The sequence below is a fragment of the Phycisphaeraceae bacterium genome (assembly GCA_020639155.1).
Taxonomy (GTDB): domain Bacteria; phylum Planctomycetota; class Phycisphaerae; order Phycisphaerales; family UBA1924; genus JACKHF01.
Genome location: JACKHF010000001.1, coordinates 540,550 through 561,557, shown reverse-complemented (window position 1 = coordinate 561,557; position 21,008 = coordinate 540,550). Strand labels below are relative to the sequence as shown.

Here is a 21,008-nt window from a genome sequence, read left to right as displayed (position 1 = left end):
ATAACCGATGGAAGAGTTGAACAACACAACCGTTGGTCATGAATCGACAATGACCAGACTTCGTCGCAGTGTGTTCTCGATGTACTCGACCGACCATCGCAGCAACCAGTTCCGCGTTGAGCACACCACATTCGATCCAACGCGAAGTCTCCCCGACGAGGTGTACCAGCGAATTCTGTCTCGTGGAGTTGTATTCTCAACCGACATGCGAACGCAAACCACGTTTGTATTGTGCGTGATCCTTGTTGCGGTGTTCGCACAGGACGTGCTCAAGTACTTTGGCTTTGCAAACATCTCTCCCTGGGTGCACTACCCGGTGCTCATCGCATGCTCGGTGGGCCTTGCACTCATCATGCAACTGGTGTATGTCAATCTGCCATGGACAAGGAAGCAGATCGATGCCCGCCTGCAGCACGGCGCACGAATCGTGATTGCTGAAGGCTTGTGCGCACGATGCTACTACCCACTTGCGCAATGCCCAATCGAGAATGACGTGTGTCGTGTGTGTCCGGAATGCGGATGCGCATGGCGTGATGACTGCATCCATCGGCACCACGAGCTCGTACCCGGACAGCGCACGTGGAAGGCTTCGATGTCATCGGGATGGCATGCATCATCGTTCGGATTGTCCCCTGCGATCGCAAAGACCGGGGATGGTGAGAATCATGTGCTCATACACAAATCGATCAAACCCGCGCTGGTGAGCTTTGAGGGTGACAGCCATTTGGCAGAGATTCGCTGGCTCTGGCACAATGCGAAGAATGAAATGGGTGTGAAAGAGCGAACCCTGCTGTCGTACCTTGGCATCAGCGGAGGCCTGCTTGTACTGGGCATCTTTCTCTCGCGGGTGCTTCAGACAAAGCTGGGTATTGTTTTCTCAATCGTATGTATCGCGCTGCTCGCAGCGTACTGGCATTGGGTGTACCGGCGTGATACATCGAAGGCGATCCGTGATCTGTATATCAAGCACAACGTCTGCCCGTGGTGTGCTGCGAGCTTGTCACGCGTATTGACGCGCGACGATGGCACAAATGAGTGTGCCGATTGTGGTTGCGCGATACCCAAGGAGCAGCTCGCTCGCCTGCTCGCGCTCAGATCTGATAAAGGATCCCAAATGAACACAGCACAGACACCGGCGTAAACTTATCCATGATCGAACCAAAGGACGAACCAGTTGTACCAAAGCTTCGCGTGTTGTTTTTGTGCACAGGCAACTCGTGCAGAAGCCAGATGGCCGAGGGATGGGCCCACGCACTTAAATCAGACGTCATCGATGCATGCAGCGCCGGCACAGATCCGCACGGACTCAACCCCATGGCAGTCCGTGTGATGGCTGAAGCGCACGTTGACATTGCGCATCAGGCATCAAAGCACGTCAACGAGTTCCTGAACGAACAGATCGACTATGTGGTGACTGTATGTGATTCTGCACATCAAACATGCCCGATCTTTCCCGGGAAAGCAAAGGTCGTCCATGTCGGGTTTGAGGATCCGCCAGCTCTTGCGCACGATGCCAAAACAGAAGAGGAAGCGATCGCCCATTACCGGCGCGTGCGCGATGAGATCAAGCTCTTTGTTGCATCACTCCCGGAGTTCTTCGATGAAGCAGCCGAGTAGCTATTCCTGATCAGATGGTGGTGTATCTTCAAACAACGAACCCGTGCCATCACTGTTCGGTTTGCGTCTCCGACGTCTGCGCCTGCGCGAACGTGACGGTGTATCCGATGCGGTTTGTTCTTCTGACGCGCTCGTGGTGTCTTGCTGATGAGAGGTCGATGGTGGCGGCGTATCGGTAACCGATGGAGCGTCGGGTTGCTCATTCCCGGAAGTCTGCCTGAGTTCTTCAGCAGCACGTGACCTGCGGCGACGACGTTTCCGACGGGCGGGAGTTTCTGTTGGTCTGCTCTCTGTTGATTTTTCTGATGCGGTGTGATCTCCGGGTGCAACAACTTCAGGGGTATCGGAAGATGTGCTCGGCTGGGTGCCTTGTTTGCCACGACGCCTGCGTTTCCGCGATCGCGTTTCGGACGCCGCATCTTGTGCATGATCTTCTGACGAGATGGCCTGCTCGTTGCTTTGCGTAGTATCTCTGGGTTCGTGTCTGCGTTCGCGGCGCTTTGGTTGATCAGTGTCCGGCTTTGCTGCAGGTGCTGGCTTGGGTGCAACTGCTTGTCCCGGTTCGGTGATGTTCTCGACTGGCACTGCGATGCGTTCACGCGATGCGTCAAGTTCGACAAGCACAAGCTGAGTGAGAATCTGGCTGGAGATCACAATCCCATCGCCATCGGGAGTGCCGACCCGCTTCTTCCGATTGGGAAGGCGTTTGCGGAGCTCGTCGTATGTCTGGTCTTCGTATCGCAGACAGCACATGAGTCTGCCGCAACGACCCGAGATTTTCAGTGGATCAAGCGTTGCCTTCTGGATCTTTGCACTGCGCATCTGGACCGGCTTGAGCACTTTCAGAAAGTTCTTGCAGCAGCAGTACTCGCCGCAGCGTTCGTAGTCAGCAGTGATACGTGCCTCATCGCGTGCGCCGACCTGGCGGAGATCAACACGACTGCCGTGCTTGCCATCGAGTTCATGCGTCAACGTGTTGACAAGGCGCTCATGATCGCGAGTATCAAGTCTTTCCTCCGAGCCGTAGTAGAACGTGACGAGCTCGCGACCGATGATCGGTTCAGCATCAACGATCTTGGTTTCGATGCCGAGTTGCTCGCAGACCTTTCTGCCAAGCATCTTCAACTCGTGTCGCGACTGCTCGATGCGTGACTGATCGGTCATGTCATCGTGTGTCGCAACACGGAGTGCTTTGCCGCGAGTCGAGAAAGGGTAGTGCTTGCCCCCGGATGCTTGAATGTAATCAAGCATCTGTTTCCGCGAGACACTCTTGCCGCAACCCGCGTTCGGACAGGTGGAGGTCAGCATTTCGCCGATCTCGGTGCCGCGAAATGTCTTGACAACAATCTTTGATCCGCAGCCCGGCTTTGCGCTGCCTTCGTAGGGAAACTCGCCGATCATTCCCATGACGCCATAGCGCACGACGATTGTCTTCGGCGCGTTGAGCTCTGCGTACGCGCGAGCGTCTGCTTCCTGCTGGTGTTTCAGGTCGGCTTCGAACTGTGGGAGGGGGAATATGGTCACGGCGCAAATGAACAGCTGTGCATCGATCAGAGTAAAGGTTCGGGATACGAGCGGATACGTTATCGACTGCGAGTTTCGCCGGCCTTGCCACGCTCGAAGAGTTCAGCAAGCGACGCCCTCTGCAACAACTCAATCTGGTTCTGGTTCCGGATCTTGTATGCAAGCAGTTCTTCGTTCCGATTGTCGAGCACGAGCACCACGTCCTCGTTGCCTCCATCAGAGGCGAGGATAGTGAAATCACCTGCGGATGCGACCGCATCGGATGGATCTGCAACTGCTGATGAGTTGTGCCAGAGCAGTGCGACAAGTGTGACGAACAGGCCGATGGCTGTGACAGTCAGCACGCTGTTGTTTGTGTGTGTGTGTTGTGTGGTCATAATCATGCCTCCACGGCAGTGTGTTTATATGGAACTGGCTGAAGGGCAAACATTATCGAGTCGTGGGTGCCTGTGACTTTGCATCTTCGGTCAGGTTGCGGTACCCGATACCTTCAAGACTTCGCCTGCTGTCGTTCCAGCGAACGGCGACCATCTCCTGATTCGCAGCATCAAGAATGAAGATTGCTGATGAGTTACCGCCCTGCATGTTTGCGCTGATAGCGGTGTAGTTGCCTCTGCCGCGAGCCTGACCAGCCTGCCCAATGACGCTTGATGTCGTTGCGACACCTGCGACCGCGACAGCCAATCCGCAGTTCAACACGATCAGCAGTTTGTGACGTGCATGGGCACGAAGTTCGTTGTGTTCAGATTGCATATACGCACCTCCATCGTGTGCATTGATGATGTGGATATTCTGTTGGACACCTGCTGGAAGTATCCGGTTCCAGTCACAAAGGAAACAGCCTCGGTATCAGTTCTGTTCCGTAGAGCAACATGTTTCTCAGTCCTGGTGACCGCGCTTTGCGGGCATGACAGACGCGCCCATCACAAGACCGCCAATAACAACCGCAACAAGTATATTCAGGACAAACTTCCCCTCGGGCTTGGTTGCTCTAGGGGGCCTGAGGGGTGTCTGTGGCTGGGTTTGTGGCTGGCTCGCCAACGCGGAGCCCGCGACGCACACGATGGCGATACCCGCGCCAATCGATCGACGAATATTTGCTCTTGAGTTCATGCGGAGATACTAGGACAGTGTGGGCAGGTTTGCCCGAAGCTCCAGGGATGCCGGGAACCGAGCGTGCGATCAGATCTGCAGTATCCCCAGCTTCTGCAGTCGCTGTGTTTGTGTCTGTTAGCTCGTCCGTAAATCGGGCATATGGCATCGTGATGTCGCCTTCGACCCATCGTCTGAGATGAATCACAGCGCCATCAGGGACAGCGCTGGACGGGTTTGGTCCGCCTGTGGTTGTCCCAAAGGTTAATACTGCTCCAGCTCCGATTGATGAACCGCCGGAACTGCTGTAACTCGCTCCGGCACTTGGTGAGCTACCAGAACTCGCACTGGATGAGCCTGTTGAACTTGATCCACCCGATGCACCTGTACTTGATGAGCCACCACCTCCACCAGCACGAAATCCTCCACGTGAACCTGATCCACCTCCACTTCCGGTTGCGGTCGTGGTGCTGCCAAGTTCAGGTGTTGTTGGAGAGGCTGTTGATTGAGGGATGCTGTTCAGAATGGGCGGGATCACAGTAAACGGCACAGTAGAGGGAAGTGATGGTTGGCTGGCACCAGACGCTGGTTGCCCGGAGCCCGTTCCGGATACGGTCACAGTCGCCAGAGGAGGCTGTGTTGTTGCTTGGCCGCCGCCAGTCGTAGGTTGTGAGGAGGACGATCCCGAACTGCTTTGGTTGCTCCCGGATCCACCACTTGATGAAGGAGTGCTTCCTGAACCGCTGCTTGATGATGAAGATGAACCAGAGCTGGCGCTTGATGCGGATGCACCTGGACGGATATCCGCTGGGATGGTGAACTCCCATGACTTTGCAACCTGCACAGGTGCAACAAGATCTTCGATAGTAAACACCAGCGGCACATATCCAAGGCTGCCGAGCCATTGCGCTGTTGCGTTGACTTCAGATTCGGTTGGCCCTCTATTCTGATTCAGCTTCAGTTGTTGGAATGAGTACGAGCCCACTGTTTCATGACCCGGAAGAAAGAAGTCCGCAAGTACATGGGGGCTTGTAACACGGTGCCACTCGCTTTGTGGGAGTGGATTGGGAGAGTTCGTGGTGATGAGGACCCACGATGGGCACACGGTGTGGATGATATCGCACGATGTTGGTTCTGTAATGAAGCGGATATCTGGATACCGGGTCTGAAGTTGGTTGAGCCACTCCATCTGCGTCCATACGGGCATGTGCCGGGCTATAAACGCATCAAGTCCTATGACAGATGCTCCTGCGGCGACTGCGATATCCATCTCACGGAATGCAGCAGCACGATGAACAGGATTTGATGGATTGAGATCCTCAAGTGAGGAGGGATCCCAGCGATCTGCGTATTCCGCGGAGTGTCCCCACCATAGCCCAAAGCTTCTGCCGCTTGAGACCAGCGACGGGAACCCGGTTGAGGGACTCAGCGCACCAGCAATCGCGGGTCTGTCAAGAAATGGTGATGCAAATAGTGACGGCATGTTTGCTGCGAGGTTCGTTCGGTAGTAGCCGGTCGCCTGCCAGATAAGCGTGCTGTCCCATCCACTCACACCCTTGATGTGTTGCATGGTTGGAGCCCATCCATTGGTGTCGGGGCGACGATTCGGAAACGCGTAGCCATATGGATTTGTCGGGCTGAGGTTTTCCTGGGTTGCCATAAAGTAGCCACGAATCGATGACGTGTTCCGATCGTATTTCACATCGCCATACAGCGAATGGAAATAATCCCTGTATGGGACGAGGGTTCGTATCCACTCATCCGGATTGTTATCGAATCGAACAGAAACGGTGTAGGTGTGTGTGTCTCCCGGCTGGAGCAGCGGTGTGGTACCCAGCGCAAGGGTTGGGTGCTCGTTTCCAACATTCAAAAACTCAAAGTACACGCTCCATCGCTGTGATCCCTGCACCTTCGACGGCAAAACCATGACACGGACGCTGTGCTTGTACGCCAGAACAGGATACTGCAGGCTTACTCCTGCTGCCTTGTTCGCATCGCGTAGCACTGCGACGGGCGAGTATAGCGAATCCGGATAGAGCTTTGGATACAGCCAGAAGGAAGAATCAGCGGCTGATTTGAATGAAATTCCCTGAAAATGATCGAGGTACTCGGTCGTGTTGCGATCGAACTCAAGGCCGGATACCCGAATGCGACCGATCTTCTTCGCGGATTCTGATGTGTTTGTAAACTTGAAGCGCAGATCAAAGCCGTTTTCTGTATCTACTCGTGTTACTGTTGGCTCAAGTGTGTCGGGGCTGACGTATGTCCACTTGTCGTACCATGCGAGCTCCTGAGTGAACAGGCGTCGACCATGCACGACATCATCAACCTTGAGTAGACCAGTATTGTCTGGCGTAATGTGAACCGGTGTTGTGCCTTGCGCAACAAGACATGACTGACACATCGGGAGCAGGAGTATCGCTCCGGCGATTTTCAGCGACCTGCTGAGCATTGACATGACACACCTCCATCGCTCTTTGTTCGCGATCCTTGCTTCTTTACAATCGGATACAACCATCAAGTGTGCAATGTTGTTCATGTTTGAGTGTAGAGCATAAAATCAGTATTTTCGGCCTAGAACGTACAAACTCCCAACTGAGTTAGTATAACCCACACAGATGTTGCGGCCGGCTCTGTAGTTACCAATCATACAACTCGCACACGCAGAAAAGACGATCTCATGAAGCTTTGTATTCGGACTGGTCTACAAGTGGTCCACTGATCTTCTCAAACGCAGCGGTGGGGACGTGGACGGTTCTCCATCGTGGGCTGCGGACCTTCATCTGAGACCGGTACGTACCAAGTTCCACAGCACGGACCGCGTACCACTTGCCCTGATACGAGAAGATCTCCTCAAAGAGTGCCGACGGCGGTTGTTCATCGCACCAGTACACAAAGACAAAGGCTGCGCTGAATCCATCGCCGAACAAGCTCTGCCACGTGGAGAGTGAATCGACGTCGTCCTGCGTTACCCACGATTCCAGTCTGCCTCTGGTTGGACGATCAGAGTCGTTCTGCGGTTTTCGTCTGGTGTCAGAGCTTTGCTTTGTGCGAGGCTTGCGCGACGCGATCTTGCGGCCCTTGACATCAACAATGAGATTCAGCCCTTCGCCATAGAGCACGTGATCGAAACTTTTCAACGGGCGTGCCGGATGGTCGCTGGTAGCCTTGTCGTGGTCATATCCGGGTGTCCGAGTCATCGGCGTTGATTCGTACTGCGCGCCGAATAGCGCACGTCTGGCTTCGTTGACCGAGACGAACGGAATCTGGCGTTCCCGCAGGAAGTGTTCGAACGCCTGTTCGTAATGGTGCCTTCGCTGGCCCATGGATCATGGTATGGCCACATACCGTGGAATGCCCGGCAGCCATTGGTGTCCGTGCGAACAATGCTGCTGTGAAACAACGCTCGACCATATTCGACGACGCGGGTAAGCCTTGCCAAGTACCAGCGATGTCTGACCTCGTAAGAGATCCCAGAATGGTGGATCCCCGGTTTCGTCTCACACTTCGGCGGATGACGGATGTTGTATATGCGGTTGTGATGAGACGAAGGATTTTTTTGATTGCTGCAATCTTTGGCCTGATGACTCCAGTTGCTATTTCAATCACCGTGGTGTTTCGACTGCCTACATACTTTACAGTTCCCTTCATGGGAATCATAGCTGTTTCGTTTATTGCTACAACTCGCTGGATGTATCAGGGCCTGACGGTACGGTACTGGGATCGATACACACATCTCTTGCTTGTCGATGCAGTTTGTCCGATGTGTCTCTACTCGATCGCTGGGCAACACACAGATGAGCACAATCTGCTGTGTTGTCCCGAGTGTGGGCATTACTGGCACAGCGATCATGTTCTTCGGAGACCAGTGTACACGCAAGGTGAGTATGACGGAACAAAGACATTCCGTGCTTACACGCCGGGTGAGATTGGCACATCAGTGCAGCATGACGATCGAAACAGGCGAGTACCGGATGGTGGCGGTGTGTTTTTTCTTGCAGCGAGTGCAGAGACGGATGCCGACAAGAAGCAGCGGCTTGAGAACGTGATCAGAGAAGCTCGCACCAGCACGAGAGGGAAGCGCTGGATACTCGCGGGCGGAATGGTCGCGATGGCTGCAATGATGCTCCCCAGTGTTGGCCTGTTCCAGCCAATCCCCACACGGCTGTCGATGCACCTTGCGATTCGGATATGCTCGTTGTCTACCTTCTTTTCCATGTGCTATTTCGCATGGAGGATGGCGCGTTCAAGTTTTTCCGCGAAGACAAGCGATGCAGCACTGGCGCGCAGGATTTGTCCAGCGTGCGCAGACTTTCTCGACGAGATTGAACCGGAATCCGATGGTTGCACGGTCTGTCAGACATGCGGTGCTGCGTGGCGAGTATGATCCTTCGTGGCAATGATCCATCAGTTCGTCGATGATCAGGGCGAAGCATACACGCCGGTGTCGCATGTTGCGCTCCTGGCCGATCCGCGAATGGACGACCCGCGATTCCGACTGATCGTTCGTCGCGTTGTCATGCAGAACAGGTACGGCATTCGCGCGGTCGACCGGAAGTTTGTCGCGCTCTGTTTCGCAGGAGCGACCGTCTTCTTCTGTCTTGGCTCCCTTGCACATGCTCTTTGGTCACTCACTGCATGGTGGATCTTTCTCGGGTCGTGTTCTGTGATATGTATTGGTCTCTGTGTGTGGCACATCATCTTGCAGCGGATCAGGACAGCGCCTGTGCAGGGCAACGTTGTCCGCGTGATGCTTGCAGACAGTCTTTGTCCCTCGTGTGTATATCCGCTTGCTGGGCTTGATCTGCAAGCGGCAGGTACTGTGCAGTGTCCGGAATGCAGCGCACACTGGCGGGGGGAGCGTTGCATCAGGAAGACGGATTTTCCAGAGCGTACTTCGATACCTCCATCGCGGGCATTGCGAGAAAAATATCCCTACGAACTTGACGGGTTCTTTCTCTTTGATGATCGCCAGCAGCGTGTGCCAGAGGCGAAAGGTTTGTTTCATCTCGCAGTAGAAGCCGAGGGGGACAACGATCGACGTGGGCGACTCGAAGCTGTGCTGCGATCGCAAACGTCAGAACGCCCCGGTTGTCTTCGAGTCGGCACCTACTTTGTGCTCTTTGCAACGATCCTAGCCTTGGGGAGGTACGTCTACACAGTTGTTCAGACCGGGCAGTTCATTGCAGGAAATCAGTTTGGTTTGCTGTCAATAGCAATACTGCTCGCTGGAAACTTTCGGTATCTAGCACACCTGCAGTATGTTCGATCGACGCGAGAGAAGGTACTCGCCCAGCGCATTTGTCCAGCGTGCGCTGATTTTCTTGACTGGATCGAACCGGATTCCGATGGATGTACGGTCTGCCAGACATGCGGCGCTGCGTGGCGATTATAATGTGTGCATGTTCGGACAGACACCAATTGATGACAATGCTGCCACGCTCGCAGTGATGCCACTGCGTTCGCTCCTTGATGACGCTCGGTCGGCTGATCCTGTGTTTCGCACCGCGATCATTCGAGCGGTCGGGAATGAGTGGGCTGCACGTGCCAGATCGCAATGGATCGTCCTTGCTGTCCTTGTCGTCGGACTTCTCGCATATGTAGGCCTGACACGAAGCTACTCAAACACTGCTGCTTCACTGTATCTGGGGCTCGGATTCTTTGTATATGCCGGGATACTGACATTCATCCTCGTTCAGTACTCAAAGCGCGCAAGCAAAGCTGTGTGGCGAAGGGTTGTGCAACCGCTCGTTGCCAATGGGATTTGTGGCAGCTGCGGCTACGACATCGCTGGCATTCCTCATGACACTATGCTGCTTGTACGTTGCCCCGAATGCGGTGCCGCGTGGCATAGAGAGTACATGGTTGCGCGTGATGAGCACCCATATGAACCTGGCAGACGCGTTGGCAGTCTTGGGGTTCGTCAATCAGAAATATTCGGCAGGCGAGCGTGGGTAACAAAGGACGACAGAAGGCTCTATGTGCCTGTCGTTACACGTTCACTATACGATCTTGCATTGTCGACAACCAAAGATGATGTCCACAGAAAACAACTTGCGAGCGTTTCAACCCACGTAAGTAAAATGCATCGGAACCAGCTGCTGCTCATCTTCCCGTTTGTTATTGGAGGGCAGGTTGTTGCTGGTAGCTTCACCGGAGGATCGCTGCTTCATCTTGTGTTGCTTATTCCAGTCATCGGGATAGTCGCAGGCAGTATTGGAATGATCCTTGATATTAAACCCAAGCAGCACCGAGTCGCATGTGTCCAAGCCAAGATCTGTCCTTCGTGTGTGAGCTTGCTTCACAATGCTGCACGTGCAGGTGACGGGTGCATCGTCTGCTCAACCTGCTGGGCAGCGTGGCGCGCGTGACCACCCTGGATCGATTACAATCGACTCATGCGATTGTTTCCCGAAAAACTTCCAGAGCCTGTAGACGACGCCAGCATGCCGTTGACGATCCTCGATGTTCGTCGATTGCGAAATGATCCGAGGGTGAGCGATCCATTGATGCGTCTTGGCGTGGAGCGAGCAATCGGCAACTTTACTGCAGCACTGCGGTCGAATAAGGGCTTTGTTGCAACTTCGATCTGTTGTGGACTGGTTATTGCAGGGATTATGTTCGTATCGAAACACCTGCGATTGCCCACATCGGTCATGTATGGCGGGGTTGCTACAGCGGGGCTCTCGATGTGGTTTATCATGCCCGGTGTGATGCGATCGGTTGTGAAATCAAACTCACGGACAGTCGTGCAACCAATCGTTGCCGAGGGTATTTGCGGCAGTTGTGGGTACGATATCAAAGCACAGCCTGAACACGATGGGCTGGTGCAATGCCCTGAGTGTGAAACTCAGTGGAGTACAAACAATATCCTGCGTGAGCATCAGCCTGAATCTGGATCTTATCCACATGATGCACTCCAGATGATCAAACAGATGTACAACCACAACCAATGGCGATGGCCAAAGACGACAAAAGATCATCGCAGTCAAGCGGTACCAATAGCCAGCAAGCAGGTTATTGCGCTAATGAAACTAGTCGAGGAGGGTAAAGAGGAGCAAAGCAGTTCACATCAAGTGAAATCGTCAGTAGATCAACTGCTTCGCATGCACCAGTCTGCTGGCGCTGCTGCAACATCACTTCTTGTGTTCTTTATGCTCTCGCCGCTATGGATGTTTGTGTATCATCAGTCTGTTGGGACAAGTCGTGCGCTTGCACGCTCTACATTCGGAATCCGCCGCATGTTCTGGCTTCTCATCGGCATCGTTCTCGTTTTCGGCGTTGGATACTTCGTGGTCTATGTCGCCCGAACGATTGCATTTCGACGTATTTCAGGGGCATTGATTCACGATGGAGTCTGTCCATCATGCGCGGGCCCATTGCATCACAGAAAACCAGAACCCGATGGCTGCATCACCTGCCCAACGTGTTGGGCCGGATGGAAACCGCCTTCAGGTTCTGGTGCGTAGCGCAGGATGGTTCAGTTGCGACTCAGCGTCGGCGTCGCACTGCTGCCAGCCCTGCGAACATGCCAGCAATGGTGATGCTTGATGGGCTTGGCACAACCCATGTCAGTTGTGCGATCACAGGGCCTGGATATCCAAACGCTGCGGTTCCGGGGCCACCCTGAGATGTGTACGACAAATCCTTCACTTGATAGACACTGTTCGAACCACCATAGTCAAATGCAAAGTCGAGGAACGGGCTGCTCGTGCCACCGTGCCCGGTGTGTCTGATTTCAACCAGCAGATCATTGCCGTCGTAGATGTACGGTGTATCAAACGAGATGGTGTATCCAAAGTCATTTGGCGCGCCGCCGGGGGTTGAGATTGTTCCCGCGAACGTGTTTGCTGGGATGGTGAGCGAGCCTGATCGAACGAGTGTCTCGTTTGCACCGACATTCTCTGCAAACACCAGACTGAGATTACCGGGAGCATTTGCGGGTGTGCTGAGTCTGATGTCGTAGTGCTCCCATGTCGCATCCTGGATCGGCCATGTCTGTTCTGAGAAATGGAGGCGCCATGTGATACCAGTGATATGCGCACCGACGGGGATGCTTGCAAGCTCTGACGCTGGGTACGCTGTCTGAAGTGTGCGGGCATCGCCATTGAGGGGAGATTTCCATCCCTCAAATGTTGCACTTGGGTATCCGCTTGGAACAGCCAGTTGATCGGCGATTGCAATGGTGGAAGTTGCAGCGATAACGACGATTGGTGCGACGTATGTGAAGCGCATCGATACTCTCCGAATAAGCAGGGGATGTGAAGCGAAACGCAGATGTTCGCGGATCAGTCGATACGAAAACACGCCAGACGGGTTGCGTCTGGCGCGGGGTTGTTACAAAGCTGTGATAAACCCAAAATGCTTAACCGAATCGACCGGTGATGTACTGTTCTGTTTCCGGCAGCTTCGGATTCTGGAAGAGATCGGCTGTCGCGCCGTACTCGACAAGCCTGCCGAGGTACATGAATGCGGTGAAGTCCGACACACGGGTCGCCTGGTGCATATTGTGCGTGACGATAAGGACGGTGAACCGCTGGCTGATCTCGTGGATGAGTTCCTCAACGCGGAGTGTTGCAATGGGGTCAAGTGCGGAGCACGGCTCGTCCATCAACAACACCTCGGGGTCAGCAACGACCGCGCGCGCGATGCACAGGCGCTGCTGCTGACCTCCGGAAAGTCCGAGCGCTGAACGCTTGAGTCTGTCCTTGACCTCGTCCCAGATAGCGGCTGCTTTGAGGGATCGTTCGCAGGCTTCATCGAGCACGCTGCGTCTGTTCTCGCCATCAATTCGAAGCGGGTAAACAACGTTCTCGTAGATCGACATGGGGAACGGGTTGGGCTTCTGGAAGACCATGCCCATGCGCTTGCGAAGATCGATAACATCAACATCGTGCGCATACACCGGGCGACCCGCGAGCACCATCTCACCGGTGACGCGAACGCCATCAATCAAATCGTTCATTCGATTGACAGAACGCAGCAGCGTTGACTTGCCGCACCCGGATGGCCCGATGAGCGCGGTAACGCGAGCTTCAGGCACAATCATCGAGATGTTGTGCAGCGCCTTTGACTGGCCGTAGTACAAGCAGAAATCCTGCACATCCAGAATCGGTTTTTCATCGTCGAGTGTGCTGTGAACAACCGGTTCGATCGGTTCGTTGCGTTTGATCGCGTCGATGACAGATGTCTTCTGCGCAGATTCAGCAATGACAGCCGATCCAGTCGGCTGGAGTGGTGCGGTATCAGTGGATGCGGGGCGATCATTCATGACAGGTGGCTCAACAACAACGGGTCGTGACAGTGTACTTGAGATTCCGTTCTCTGCATCCTCTGAATATGTGTATTTCATTAGGAATACTCCTAGAAGTGCCCCGTGGAGAACTTTTTCCGGAGTCTGTTCCGGATAAGGATCGCCACGATGTTCAGTGCAAGGACGATAACAATGAGCAGCAGGGTCGTGGTCCAGACCAGCGGTCGGCTGGCTTCCGAGTCTGCACTCTGAAAACTCAGATCGTAAATGTGGAATCCGAGATGCATGAATGAGCGTTCCAGGTGAACATAGGGGAACGTGCCATCCAGCGGGAGTTCCTTCGCGCTCTTGAGCACACCGACGAGCATAAGCGGTGCAACCTCACCCGCGCCGCGGGCCATAGCAAGGATCGCACCGGTGAGAATACCCGGAGCTGCCGACGGAAGCACAATGTGCCTGATGGTTTGCCACTTTGATGCGCCGCATCCGAAGCTCGACTCACGAATGGTGCGCGGGACCGCAGCGATTGCCTCCTCTGTTGCGACAATGACAACAGGAAGTGTGAGCAGCGCGAGTGTTAACGCAGCCCACAGAATACCGGGGCCACGGAAGACGGAATCAGTCATCGGGCGCGAAGCAAAGAATCCACCAAAGTACGGCGTTGTAGCGACCAGTGTGCCCATCAGGCCCACAGCGATAATCCACATCGTGACCATTGGCACTTTCAACGTTCGCGTGACCGTGTTCTCCGGCTGACCCGGCTCCGGCTTTGCGAACAGACCAACAACCAATGCGCCGATGATCACAATCCACGTGATCAGAAGCAGCGCGAGCCAACTGGGCGCAGATGATGGCTCGCTCGGACCACGATCAACGTACGCACCAACGGTGTAGCAGAAGAAACCAAGCCCGAACACGCCATACACAATACTGGGAACGCCCGCCAGATTATTTACAGCAATGCGAATAACACTGGTCACAACACCCTGCTTGGCATACTCGCGAAGATACACTGCTGCAACAACACCGAGTGGTACGACCGTGACACACAACAACAGTGTGAGAAGCACCGTGCCGAAGATCACCGGATAGACACCGCCGGCGGAGTTCACGTCGCGCGGATCACCAGTCAGAAACTCACGCCAGCGTGACATGAACACGCCGAACTTGCCGAAGGTCGACTCGCGGTTCGTTGTGACAACGCGGTAAACCTGCGAGAGGATCAGTGGCTGATCAGGTTCTGTTGCACGGACTGGAGCAATGCGTCCGGATCGAAGATCTGTCGTGACAATGCGGTATTGTGCATCCTGAGCACGCAGCTGGGTGATCCGATCGCTGATCTCTGCAGCTTTGCTTGCAAGTTCCTTGCTGCGATCTGCAGCCTTTGCGATGATCTGATCGCGTTTGGCTTCGGTCATGCCTGAAGCACGCCACGGCGCTTCACCCCAGACAACAACCGCAAGACCGATGATGGCAATCCATACCGACGTGCGAGCAATCTTCCCATAGTTTTGTTGCATGCCGCGCATCGTTGGGATGCGTTTGCCAAGGTATCGCACCGCAGCACATGCTGCTATCAGCCCAATGATCGCGGCGATCCAGCGAATCATCGGCCACGTTCTGCTCTGGCCCTTGGCTTCGAGATATTGTTTGTGAAGGTAATGTGCGCTGTCTATACGATCCTGTGTTGCACGTTGTTGTGCGTATACGTGGCCGAGTTCGTACTTCTCAATAGAGAACAGTTGCTTTCTTCGTTTGATCGCTTCAGGCAACATTGTCTTGAGCAGATCAAGCGTCGCATCGGCACCTTCGGAGAGTTGGACGCGCTCCGTTGCAATGGTCTCGTCCCCGCGCGTATCGAACGTGCGAGTCACAGGGAGCGACTTGCCTTCGTATGTTGTTGTGCCCGATTCACCGAGTGATTCCGGTGTTTCACTATCAGCAAGCGGTCGTTCCCGCTGCACAATCAATGCTTCAGGAGTCCCAATCCAGACACCCCACGTGTCGCGCTCAAAGAGAGCGGCGTCGGTAGCCTTGTCAGTGCTTGCGATGGTGTAAGCGGGGATCCACTCGTATGTCGCTTGATCAAGTTCACGGTTGCCAACACGATACTTCACCCTGACAGGCTTGCCGGATGATGATTCTGATCCTTTGGGAAGCTCTCCCTTGTCGTGGAGATCTTTCATCTCTGCAAGGACAGCATCGTTTGGCTGGTATGTCTCCCGCGCGACCTCAACACCATGCAGTGTTGTGCCGTCGGTCAGCGTGATGCGTTCGATGGGTCTCGGCCAGAAGGTTGCAAGTCCATTGGCGAGGATAACACCGAGCAATCCAAGAATCAGCAGCACGCACAGTCCAAGGCCCGCACCCATCAGCCACACCATCGGCTCGCCGCGACCTGACAACGGTGTACGGCGAATATGGAACACTTCGCGCTGCGGTTTGTCAGCTTCGCCAGGCAGTGGGGTTGGGGGAGGTATTGATGTCATGCGCTCAACATACTTCCTTCGTGATTACAGACCTGCATTCTTTCGGCGAACGTGCTGGCGCACAAGTTCGGCGGTTGTATTGATAATGAACGTCATGATGAACAGCACAAGACCGCAGAGGAACAGCACTCGATAGTGCGCTTCACCCTTCGGAGCCTCGGGGAGTTCGACAGCAATGTTTGCCGCGAGTGTGCGGAACCCACCGAAGATGTTCCAGTCCATGACAGCTGTGTTGCCCGTGGCCATCAGCACGATCATGGTTTCACCAACTGCGCGACCAAGCCCGATCATGCACGCGGAGAAGATGCCCGATCCTGCAACGGGCAGCACCACGCGGATGGTTGTCTGCCAGCGTGTTGCGCCGGACCCGAGTGATGCGGAGCGCAATGAGTTCGGCACACTCGAGAGCGCGTCCTCGCTAATGGTGTAGATGATCGGGATCACAGCAAAGCCCATGATCAACCCCACGACAAGCGAGTTTCGCTGCGTAAACGGCCCAAATATCGAGTCACGTGGATCAAATCCGGACCCGGTCAGTACAACCGCGAGGATAAATGCCAGCACGCATGTCATGACAAGCAGAACGGAGAATCTGCCCATTTCGGCAAGCGCGGCTTTGCGATGTGGGAGCGTGGCAAGCCAGTTGCCCCAGGAACGCGAGATCAGCTTCGATTGCACAAGGAAAACGATGATCGCTGATGGGAGCAGCATGACGAGAAGCCAGCCCGGCTTTGCAGATGCGATCGAACCATCAAGCCATCGACGCACGCTCGGCTGGTCGTATCCTGCTTCCTCAATGATCTGTTCGTAATCGGCTTTCCACTCATCTTCGGGTTCGATCGGCTTTGACACCTCGCCGAACTGGAACACCAGACCATCGCGTTGCAGTTTTCTCTGCTCCTGCGCACTGACGCCGGTGCGAGCACCAACCCATTCTGGCCAATCAGCATGATCGATTGGTTCGACAGATCCTGCCATGGTCAGCACGTCGATGCGTGTGGGCTTGAAGAGTGTGCGTTCAACAGTCGGACCGAGCAAAGCGGCGATACCTGCCGTTACCAGCAGCGCGAGCACCATGAATCCGAACTTGCCGCTGCTCGGCACAGCGCGAGTGAGATGATCGGGAACAACCTGCCAGCACAACGAGACGAAGTAGAGACCGATGGGAACAAGAAATGCGCCGATGAGCACGGCTGGCAGATACGACTCAACCCACGGTGCAACGACAAAGGCTGCAAGGAACCCGAGCACGACCGAGGGCAGCGAAGCCATCAGCTCAACCACAGGCTTGATGTATCTGCGCACATCCGGATGCAGAAACTCGCTTGTATAGATCGCTGCAAGCACGCCGAGCGGGATTGCGATTAGCATCGCGTACACGGTCGCCTTCAGTGTGCCGTGGATCAGCGGACGAAGATTCATCTTCGTCTCAGCGGTATTGTCAGACGCCGAGGACTGATAGACATAGCTTGGTTTCGGTTCGCCTTCGTAGTGTACCGCTCCAAACAGCGATTTCATGGTTGCTTCAGGATAGCCTTCCTCAATCTCGACCATCGAGAGTGAACCGTCTGTGTGTAGCGCAATGACACCTTCGTTGCGTGGTGACATGCCAATGGAAACGATGGGCGATGCGGTGTGGGCAGCGTTTGTTGTTGCAACATTCTTGCTACTGGTCATGTGCCAGATCGCGACCTGACCCTCGTCAGAAACAACAGCAAATGAGCGGTCCCGTTTGCTCGATGCTGCACCGATGATCGCAGACTTCGTTGCCTTGTATTTGTGTGCCTGAACAAATGCCTTGCCATCACGAAAACCTGCGCCGGGATCTCTCGCAACAAACCAGCCCGAAGCTGTGCCGTTGCTCAACCCGACAATGACTGTCTGGCCACCATTGAGTAGCTCCAGAGACGTAACGTCGGCATTGTCGCTGGCAAACGAGAATGTTTGCACTAACTCATACGTGCGATTGTTTGGATTCTCGTCGATGGGACGGGCGTATCGCTGTGTAAAACCGTCGTTCCACACCATCAGCAACTGCTCACCATCAGCGGTCACAATCATGTGATCCGGTTGGTTGCGGTCTGATGGGAGTGAAAGAACCAGCGGAAGTTTGCGAAGCTGGGTGATCGGTGCTCCACCACCCAGCGGTGTGCTGTACTGCACGGAGGTAAGTGCGCACGTGTCGTCCGCTCGAAGCGTTGCAAGGTACTCGTTCGACGTGCCTTTGCGAAAGTCGACGCGCGCGACTGCGCCGGACCCCTCTTCGAGTTGCGTTGGCGCACCAAGATCGACGATTGGCTGGATGAAGTTGACGAGTGTGAGCTCTGCTGATTGTGGCACGGAAACAAGACCGACCGCATCATCGATAACACGTGCAAATGTTTGGGTTAGAGCATGCTCGTGATCTGTTGCAGATTGGATCTCGATCGGACGGGGCTCAAGCGTGACATCCGATGGAACTGTTGCCGAGCGTGCCTGATCGAGCAGGAGGGATCGGGACTGGAAGCCAGCTCTGCCAACACGCACCGAGCCATCGTTGTACCCGACCGCGATGGCACCGGTCACAACGTCCAAAGACATCGAACTCAGTGTGGCAGACGATGACTCTTCTGTGACATGGGTGAAGTTGCCGCGCTGGATTGTGGCACCAGTATCGAGTTCTATGGTTCGGAAAGTGCCGTCCGATGCAATCACCATCGCTGCCGCGTGATATTCATCGAGAAGCGTCCAGTACCTGAGTGATGGATCGAGCGTTGCGCTTGCTGCTCCACTCTCAGGATGGATAACGTGCGAGCTGTGAACCTTGCCCTTGTGGAACAAAGGGAGGGTTTCTGAGAAAAGATAGAGGCAGATACCCAGGACCGCTGCAAGCACACCAACGCCACCGACAGTGATGAACAGTTGGGCACCCTTGTCCCATATGTAGACTGACTTGTTTGTTCTGCGCCCTGAGTTTGATGGTGACGAGTTCGTCGCCCCATCGGGCTGGATCGGAACTTTGACAGTCAGCTTGGGTTTGTTTGGTGGCGACATGGGGGAGTGAGCATACCGTTCTTTGTGTGCAACATGCGCACAACTTGTGATAAGAATCACGTGTGATAACGCGGACTATCAAACGAAGACCGGTTGGCCACGTCAGCAGCCAACCGGTATGAGAGTGTTGTTCCCTCGTGCGATTCCTCTCGGAATCAGCTTGTTATCTCATAAGACGAACTGTCCGGAACCTCGTGTTCAGAACAAGGGAGTAATACCAACCTTCTTCAGATCCTCGCGAGCGATGATCGCTGAGACGGGGAAGTATCCATCTTTGACGACTGCTTCCTGACCTGCCTGGCTGTAGATCATCTTGATGAACTCAGCGCGGAGTGGCTCAAGGCCTGTGCTCTTGTCAAAGTTGACATACACATAGAGGAAGCGAGCGAGCGGGTACTTGCCGGAGTAAGCGTTATCTGCTGTTGCTGAGAACGCCTCTTCGCCTGTGCGCTTGCTGATGTTGAGCACCTTCACATCGTCGGTCTTGTAACCAACGCCTGAATATCCCATGGCGTAGGGATCGGTTGCACATGCTGAGACAACAGCTGATGAGCCCGGCTGCTCCTTGACTGTTGGCTTGTAGTCAGTCTTGCCGAGCGCGTGCTCCTTGAAGTAGCCGTAGGTGCCCGATGCGCTGTTGCGACCATAGAGCTGAATGATCTTGTTGCGATAGCGGGGGTTGGTCACGCCGAGATCGCCCCATGTCATGGTCGGACCTTCAACGGAGAAGACCATCTTGGCCTGCTCAAGGCTGATCGAGTCGAGGGGGCAATCCTTGTGAACGAAGATCGCGAGTGAGTCAACAGCTGTACGGAGCTGTGTGGGCTTATAGCCGAATGCTTTCTCAAACTCCTCGACCTCGGAGGACTTCATTGCGCGGCTCATGGGGCCAAATGTGCTCTGACCTTCTGTGAGTGCTGGGGGAGCTGTGGATGAGCCCTTGCCGTCAACTTCTGTGTTGACGTTCGGATAGAACTTGGCGAACTCTTCGCCCCAGTAGTTCATGAGATTGTTCATGGTGTCAGAGCCAACGCTCTTGATTGTGCCGGACACCTCGGTGGTCTTCTGGTACTTGGGCAGTTGTGAATCGACCTTGACCTGGGCCGATGCAACTGTGGCTGCCAGAGCAACCGTTGCCATTGCTGTTTTCATGAGTGTGCGCATTTTCGATGTTCTCCCTGAACCTGGTGTTTCTGTGTCCGCAGGAGTCTGCGGACGATCGAGTGCTGTGAAACTTCCCCACACATGGGACAGACAGCGTGTGCGAGCCTGGAAACCCAAGCTCGCGTTCTGCTCACAATGATCGCCAGACTAATGTTTTTGGTGCGCTAAGCCTGCGCTAAGACCTACTCTCCCAGCCTGATACGGGGATAATTAGTTGAAGAGTTTCCGTTTCGATGACAGCAGCGAATGTGCAAAACATGTGGATATCGGGCATGGCTGTTTTCTATCTCTTCACAGAATAAGAGGTTCCAATGAGCACAGTCCAGTTTATTCGTGACAGCATGGAAGCCAGCCGTCGCTACACAATGCACCTGTTGTCTGATCTTCGTGATACCCCGCTTGTACAGCCGACAGTCAACGGGGGGAACCACGCCCTCTGGATCGTGGGGCACTTAGCCACGGTTGAAGGGATGGCGATACAGGGGTTTATGCTCAACAAACCCAACCCGATGGCTGCACATGAGCATCTCTTCAGGATGGGCTCGACACCATCAACAGATCCAACGATGTACCCAGGCTTTGATCAACTTGTGAAGATGTATGACGATATACGAACGCAGACTTATGCGCTTTTAGACACACTGACTGACGCGGATCTTGCCAAGACCGCACCGGGATGCCCCGAGCAGTTTGCCAACTGGTTCGGCACATACGAGAAGTGTCTGCGATCACAGGTACTCCACCCATTGATGCACTCGGGCCAGGCAGCGGATATTCGTCTCGCGCTGGGGAAAGAACGGCTGATGGTGTGAGATGCTTCACTTCAGTATTGCGCA

General features: G+C 54.6%; 17 protein-coding genes. 7 read left to right on the top strand and 10 right to left on the bottom strand.

Annotated elements, in window-relative coordinates:
- Window positions 1-7 precede the first annotated feature (7 nt).
- Window positions 8-1,141 carry a hypothetical protein gene (locus H6815_02415; GenBank protein MCB9859281.1) on the top strand — a complete coding sequence of 378 codons (1,134 nt, stop codon included), beginning with the start codon at window positions 8-10 and terminating at the stop codon, window positions 1,139-1,141.
- Between the two features lie 8 nt (window positions 1,142-1,149).
- Window positions 1,150-1,617 (top strand): arsenate reductase ArsC, encoded by a 468-nt coding sequence (locus H6815_02410; GenBank protein MCB9859280.1) that lies wholly within the window; start codon window positions 1,150-1,152, stop codon window positions 1,615-1,617.
- Here H6815_02410 and H6815_02405 read toward each other — a convergent pair whose 3' ends face one another.
- From H6815_02405 to H6815_02385, 5 genes are all read right to left on the bottom strand, one after another.
- Complete coding sequence (locus H6815_02405) at window positions 1,618-3,141, bottom strand: hypothetical protein (protein MCB9859279.1); 1,524 nt, start codon at window positions 3,139-3,141, stop codon at window positions 1,618-1,620.
- Between the two features lie 59 nt (window positions 3,142-3,200).
- On the bottom strand, window positions 3,201-3,518 hold the full coding sequence (locus H6815_02400) for a hypothetical protein (GenBank protein ID MCB9859278.1): 318 nt from the start codon (window positions 3,516-3,518) through the stop codon (window positions 3,201-3,203).
- A 52-nt stretch (window positions 3,519-3,570) separates the two neighbouring features.
- Window positions 3,571-3,894: a hypothetical protein gene (locus H6815_02395; GenBank protein MCB9859277.1), complete on the bottom strand. Its 324-nt coding sequence runs from the start codon at window positions 3,892-3,894 to the stop codon at window positions 3,571-3,573.
- Window positions 3,895-4,132: 238 nt separating this feature from the next.
- A complete protein-coding gene (locus tag H6815_02390) occupies window positions 4,133-6,691 on the bottom strand; it encodes a hypothetical protein (GenBank protein ID MCB9859276.1) in 2,559 nt (852 codons plus the stop codon).
- A 220-nt stretch (window positions 6,692-6,911) separates the two neighbouring features.
- On the bottom strand, window positions 6,912-7,559 hold the full coding sequence (locus H6815_02385; protein MCB9859275.1) for an HYExAFE family protein: 648 nt from the start codon (window positions 7,557-7,559) through the stop codon (window positions 6,912-6,914).
- A gap of 323 nt (window positions 7,560-7,882) precedes the next feature.
- Here H6815_02385 and H6815_02380 point away from each other — a divergent pair, with 323 nt between their 5' ends.
- The 4 genes from H6815_02380 to H6815_02365 are packed head-to-tail and all read left to right on the top strand — an operon-like array spanning window position 7,883 to window position 11,702.
- Window positions 7,883-8,620 carry a hypothetical protein gene (locus H6815_02380; protein MCB9859274.1) on the top strand — a complete coding sequence of 246 codons (738 nt, stop codon included), beginning with the start codon at window positions 7,883-7,885 and terminating at the stop codon, window positions 8,618-8,620.
- Between the two features lie 6 nt (window positions 8,621-8,626).
- On the top strand, window positions 8,627-9,628 hold the full coding sequence (locus H6815_02375; protein MCB9859273.1) for a hypothetical protein: 1,002 nt from the start codon (window positions 8,627-8,629) through the stop codon (window positions 9,626-9,628).
- Window positions 9,629-9,635: 7 nt separating this feature from the next.
- Window positions 9,636-10,604 carry a hypothetical protein gene (locus tag H6815_02370; protein ID MCB9859272.1) on the top strand — a complete coding sequence of 323 codons (969 nt, stop codon included), beginning with the start codon at window positions 9,636-9,638 and terminating at the stop codon, window positions 10,602-10,604.
- A 27-nt stretch (window positions 10,605-10,631) separates the two neighbouring features.
- Window positions 10,632-11,702, top strand: coding sequence for a hypothetical protein (locus tag H6815_02365; protein ID MCB9859271.1), 1,071 nt, complete (start codon window positions 10,632-10,634; stop codon window positions 11,700-11,702).
- Between the two features lie 22 nt (window positions 11,703-11,724).
- On the opposite strand, the gene H6815_02360 is transcribed toward H6815_02365, so the two are convergent.
- From H6815_02360 to H6815_02340, 5 genes are all read right to left on the bottom strand, one after another.
- On the bottom strand, window positions 11,725-12,468 hold the full coding sequence (locus H6815_02360; GenBank protein MCB9859270.1) for a hypothetical protein: 744 nt from the start codon (window positions 12,466-12,468) through the stop codon (window positions 11,725-11,727).
- 130 nt (window positions 12,469-12,598) lie between these two features.
- Window positions 12,599-13,504, bottom strand: coding sequence for a phosphate ABC transporter ATP-binding protein (pstB, locus tag H6815_02355; protein ID MCB9859269.1), 906 nt, complete (start codon window positions 13,502-13,504; stop codon window positions 12,599-12,601).
- Between the two features lie 92 nt (window positions 13,505-13,596).
- Window positions 13,597-15,096: an ABC transporter permease subunit gene (locus H6815_02350; GenBank protein ID MCB9859268.1), complete on the bottom strand. Its 1,500-nt coding sequence runs from the start codon at window positions 15,094-15,096 to the stop codon at window positions 13,597-13,599.
- 903 nt (window positions 15,097-15,999) lie between these two features.
- A complete protein-coding gene (locus tag H6815_02345) occupies window positions 16,000-18,036 on the bottom strand; it encodes an ABC transporter permease subunit (protein MCB9859267.1) in 2,037 nt (678 codons plus the stop codon).
- A 1,170-nt stretch (window positions 18,037-19,206) separates the two neighbouring features.
- Window positions 19,207-20,160: a PstS family phosphate ABC transporter substrate-binding protein gene (locus H6815_02340; GenBank protein MCB9859266.1), complete on the bottom strand. Its 954-nt coding sequence runs from the start codon at window positions 20,158-20,160 to the stop codon at window positions 19,207-19,209.
- A gap of 323 nt (window positions 20,161-20,483) precedes the next feature.
- On the opposite strand from H6815_02340, the gene H6815_02335 reads away from it, so the two are divergent.
- Window positions 20,484-20,984, top strand: a complete 501-nt coding sequence (locus H6815_02335) for a DinB family protein (GenBank protein MCB9859265.1) — start codon at window positions 20,484-20,486, stop codon at window positions 20,982-20,984.
- The last annotated feature ends 24 nt before the right edge of the window (window positions 20,985-21,008 follow it).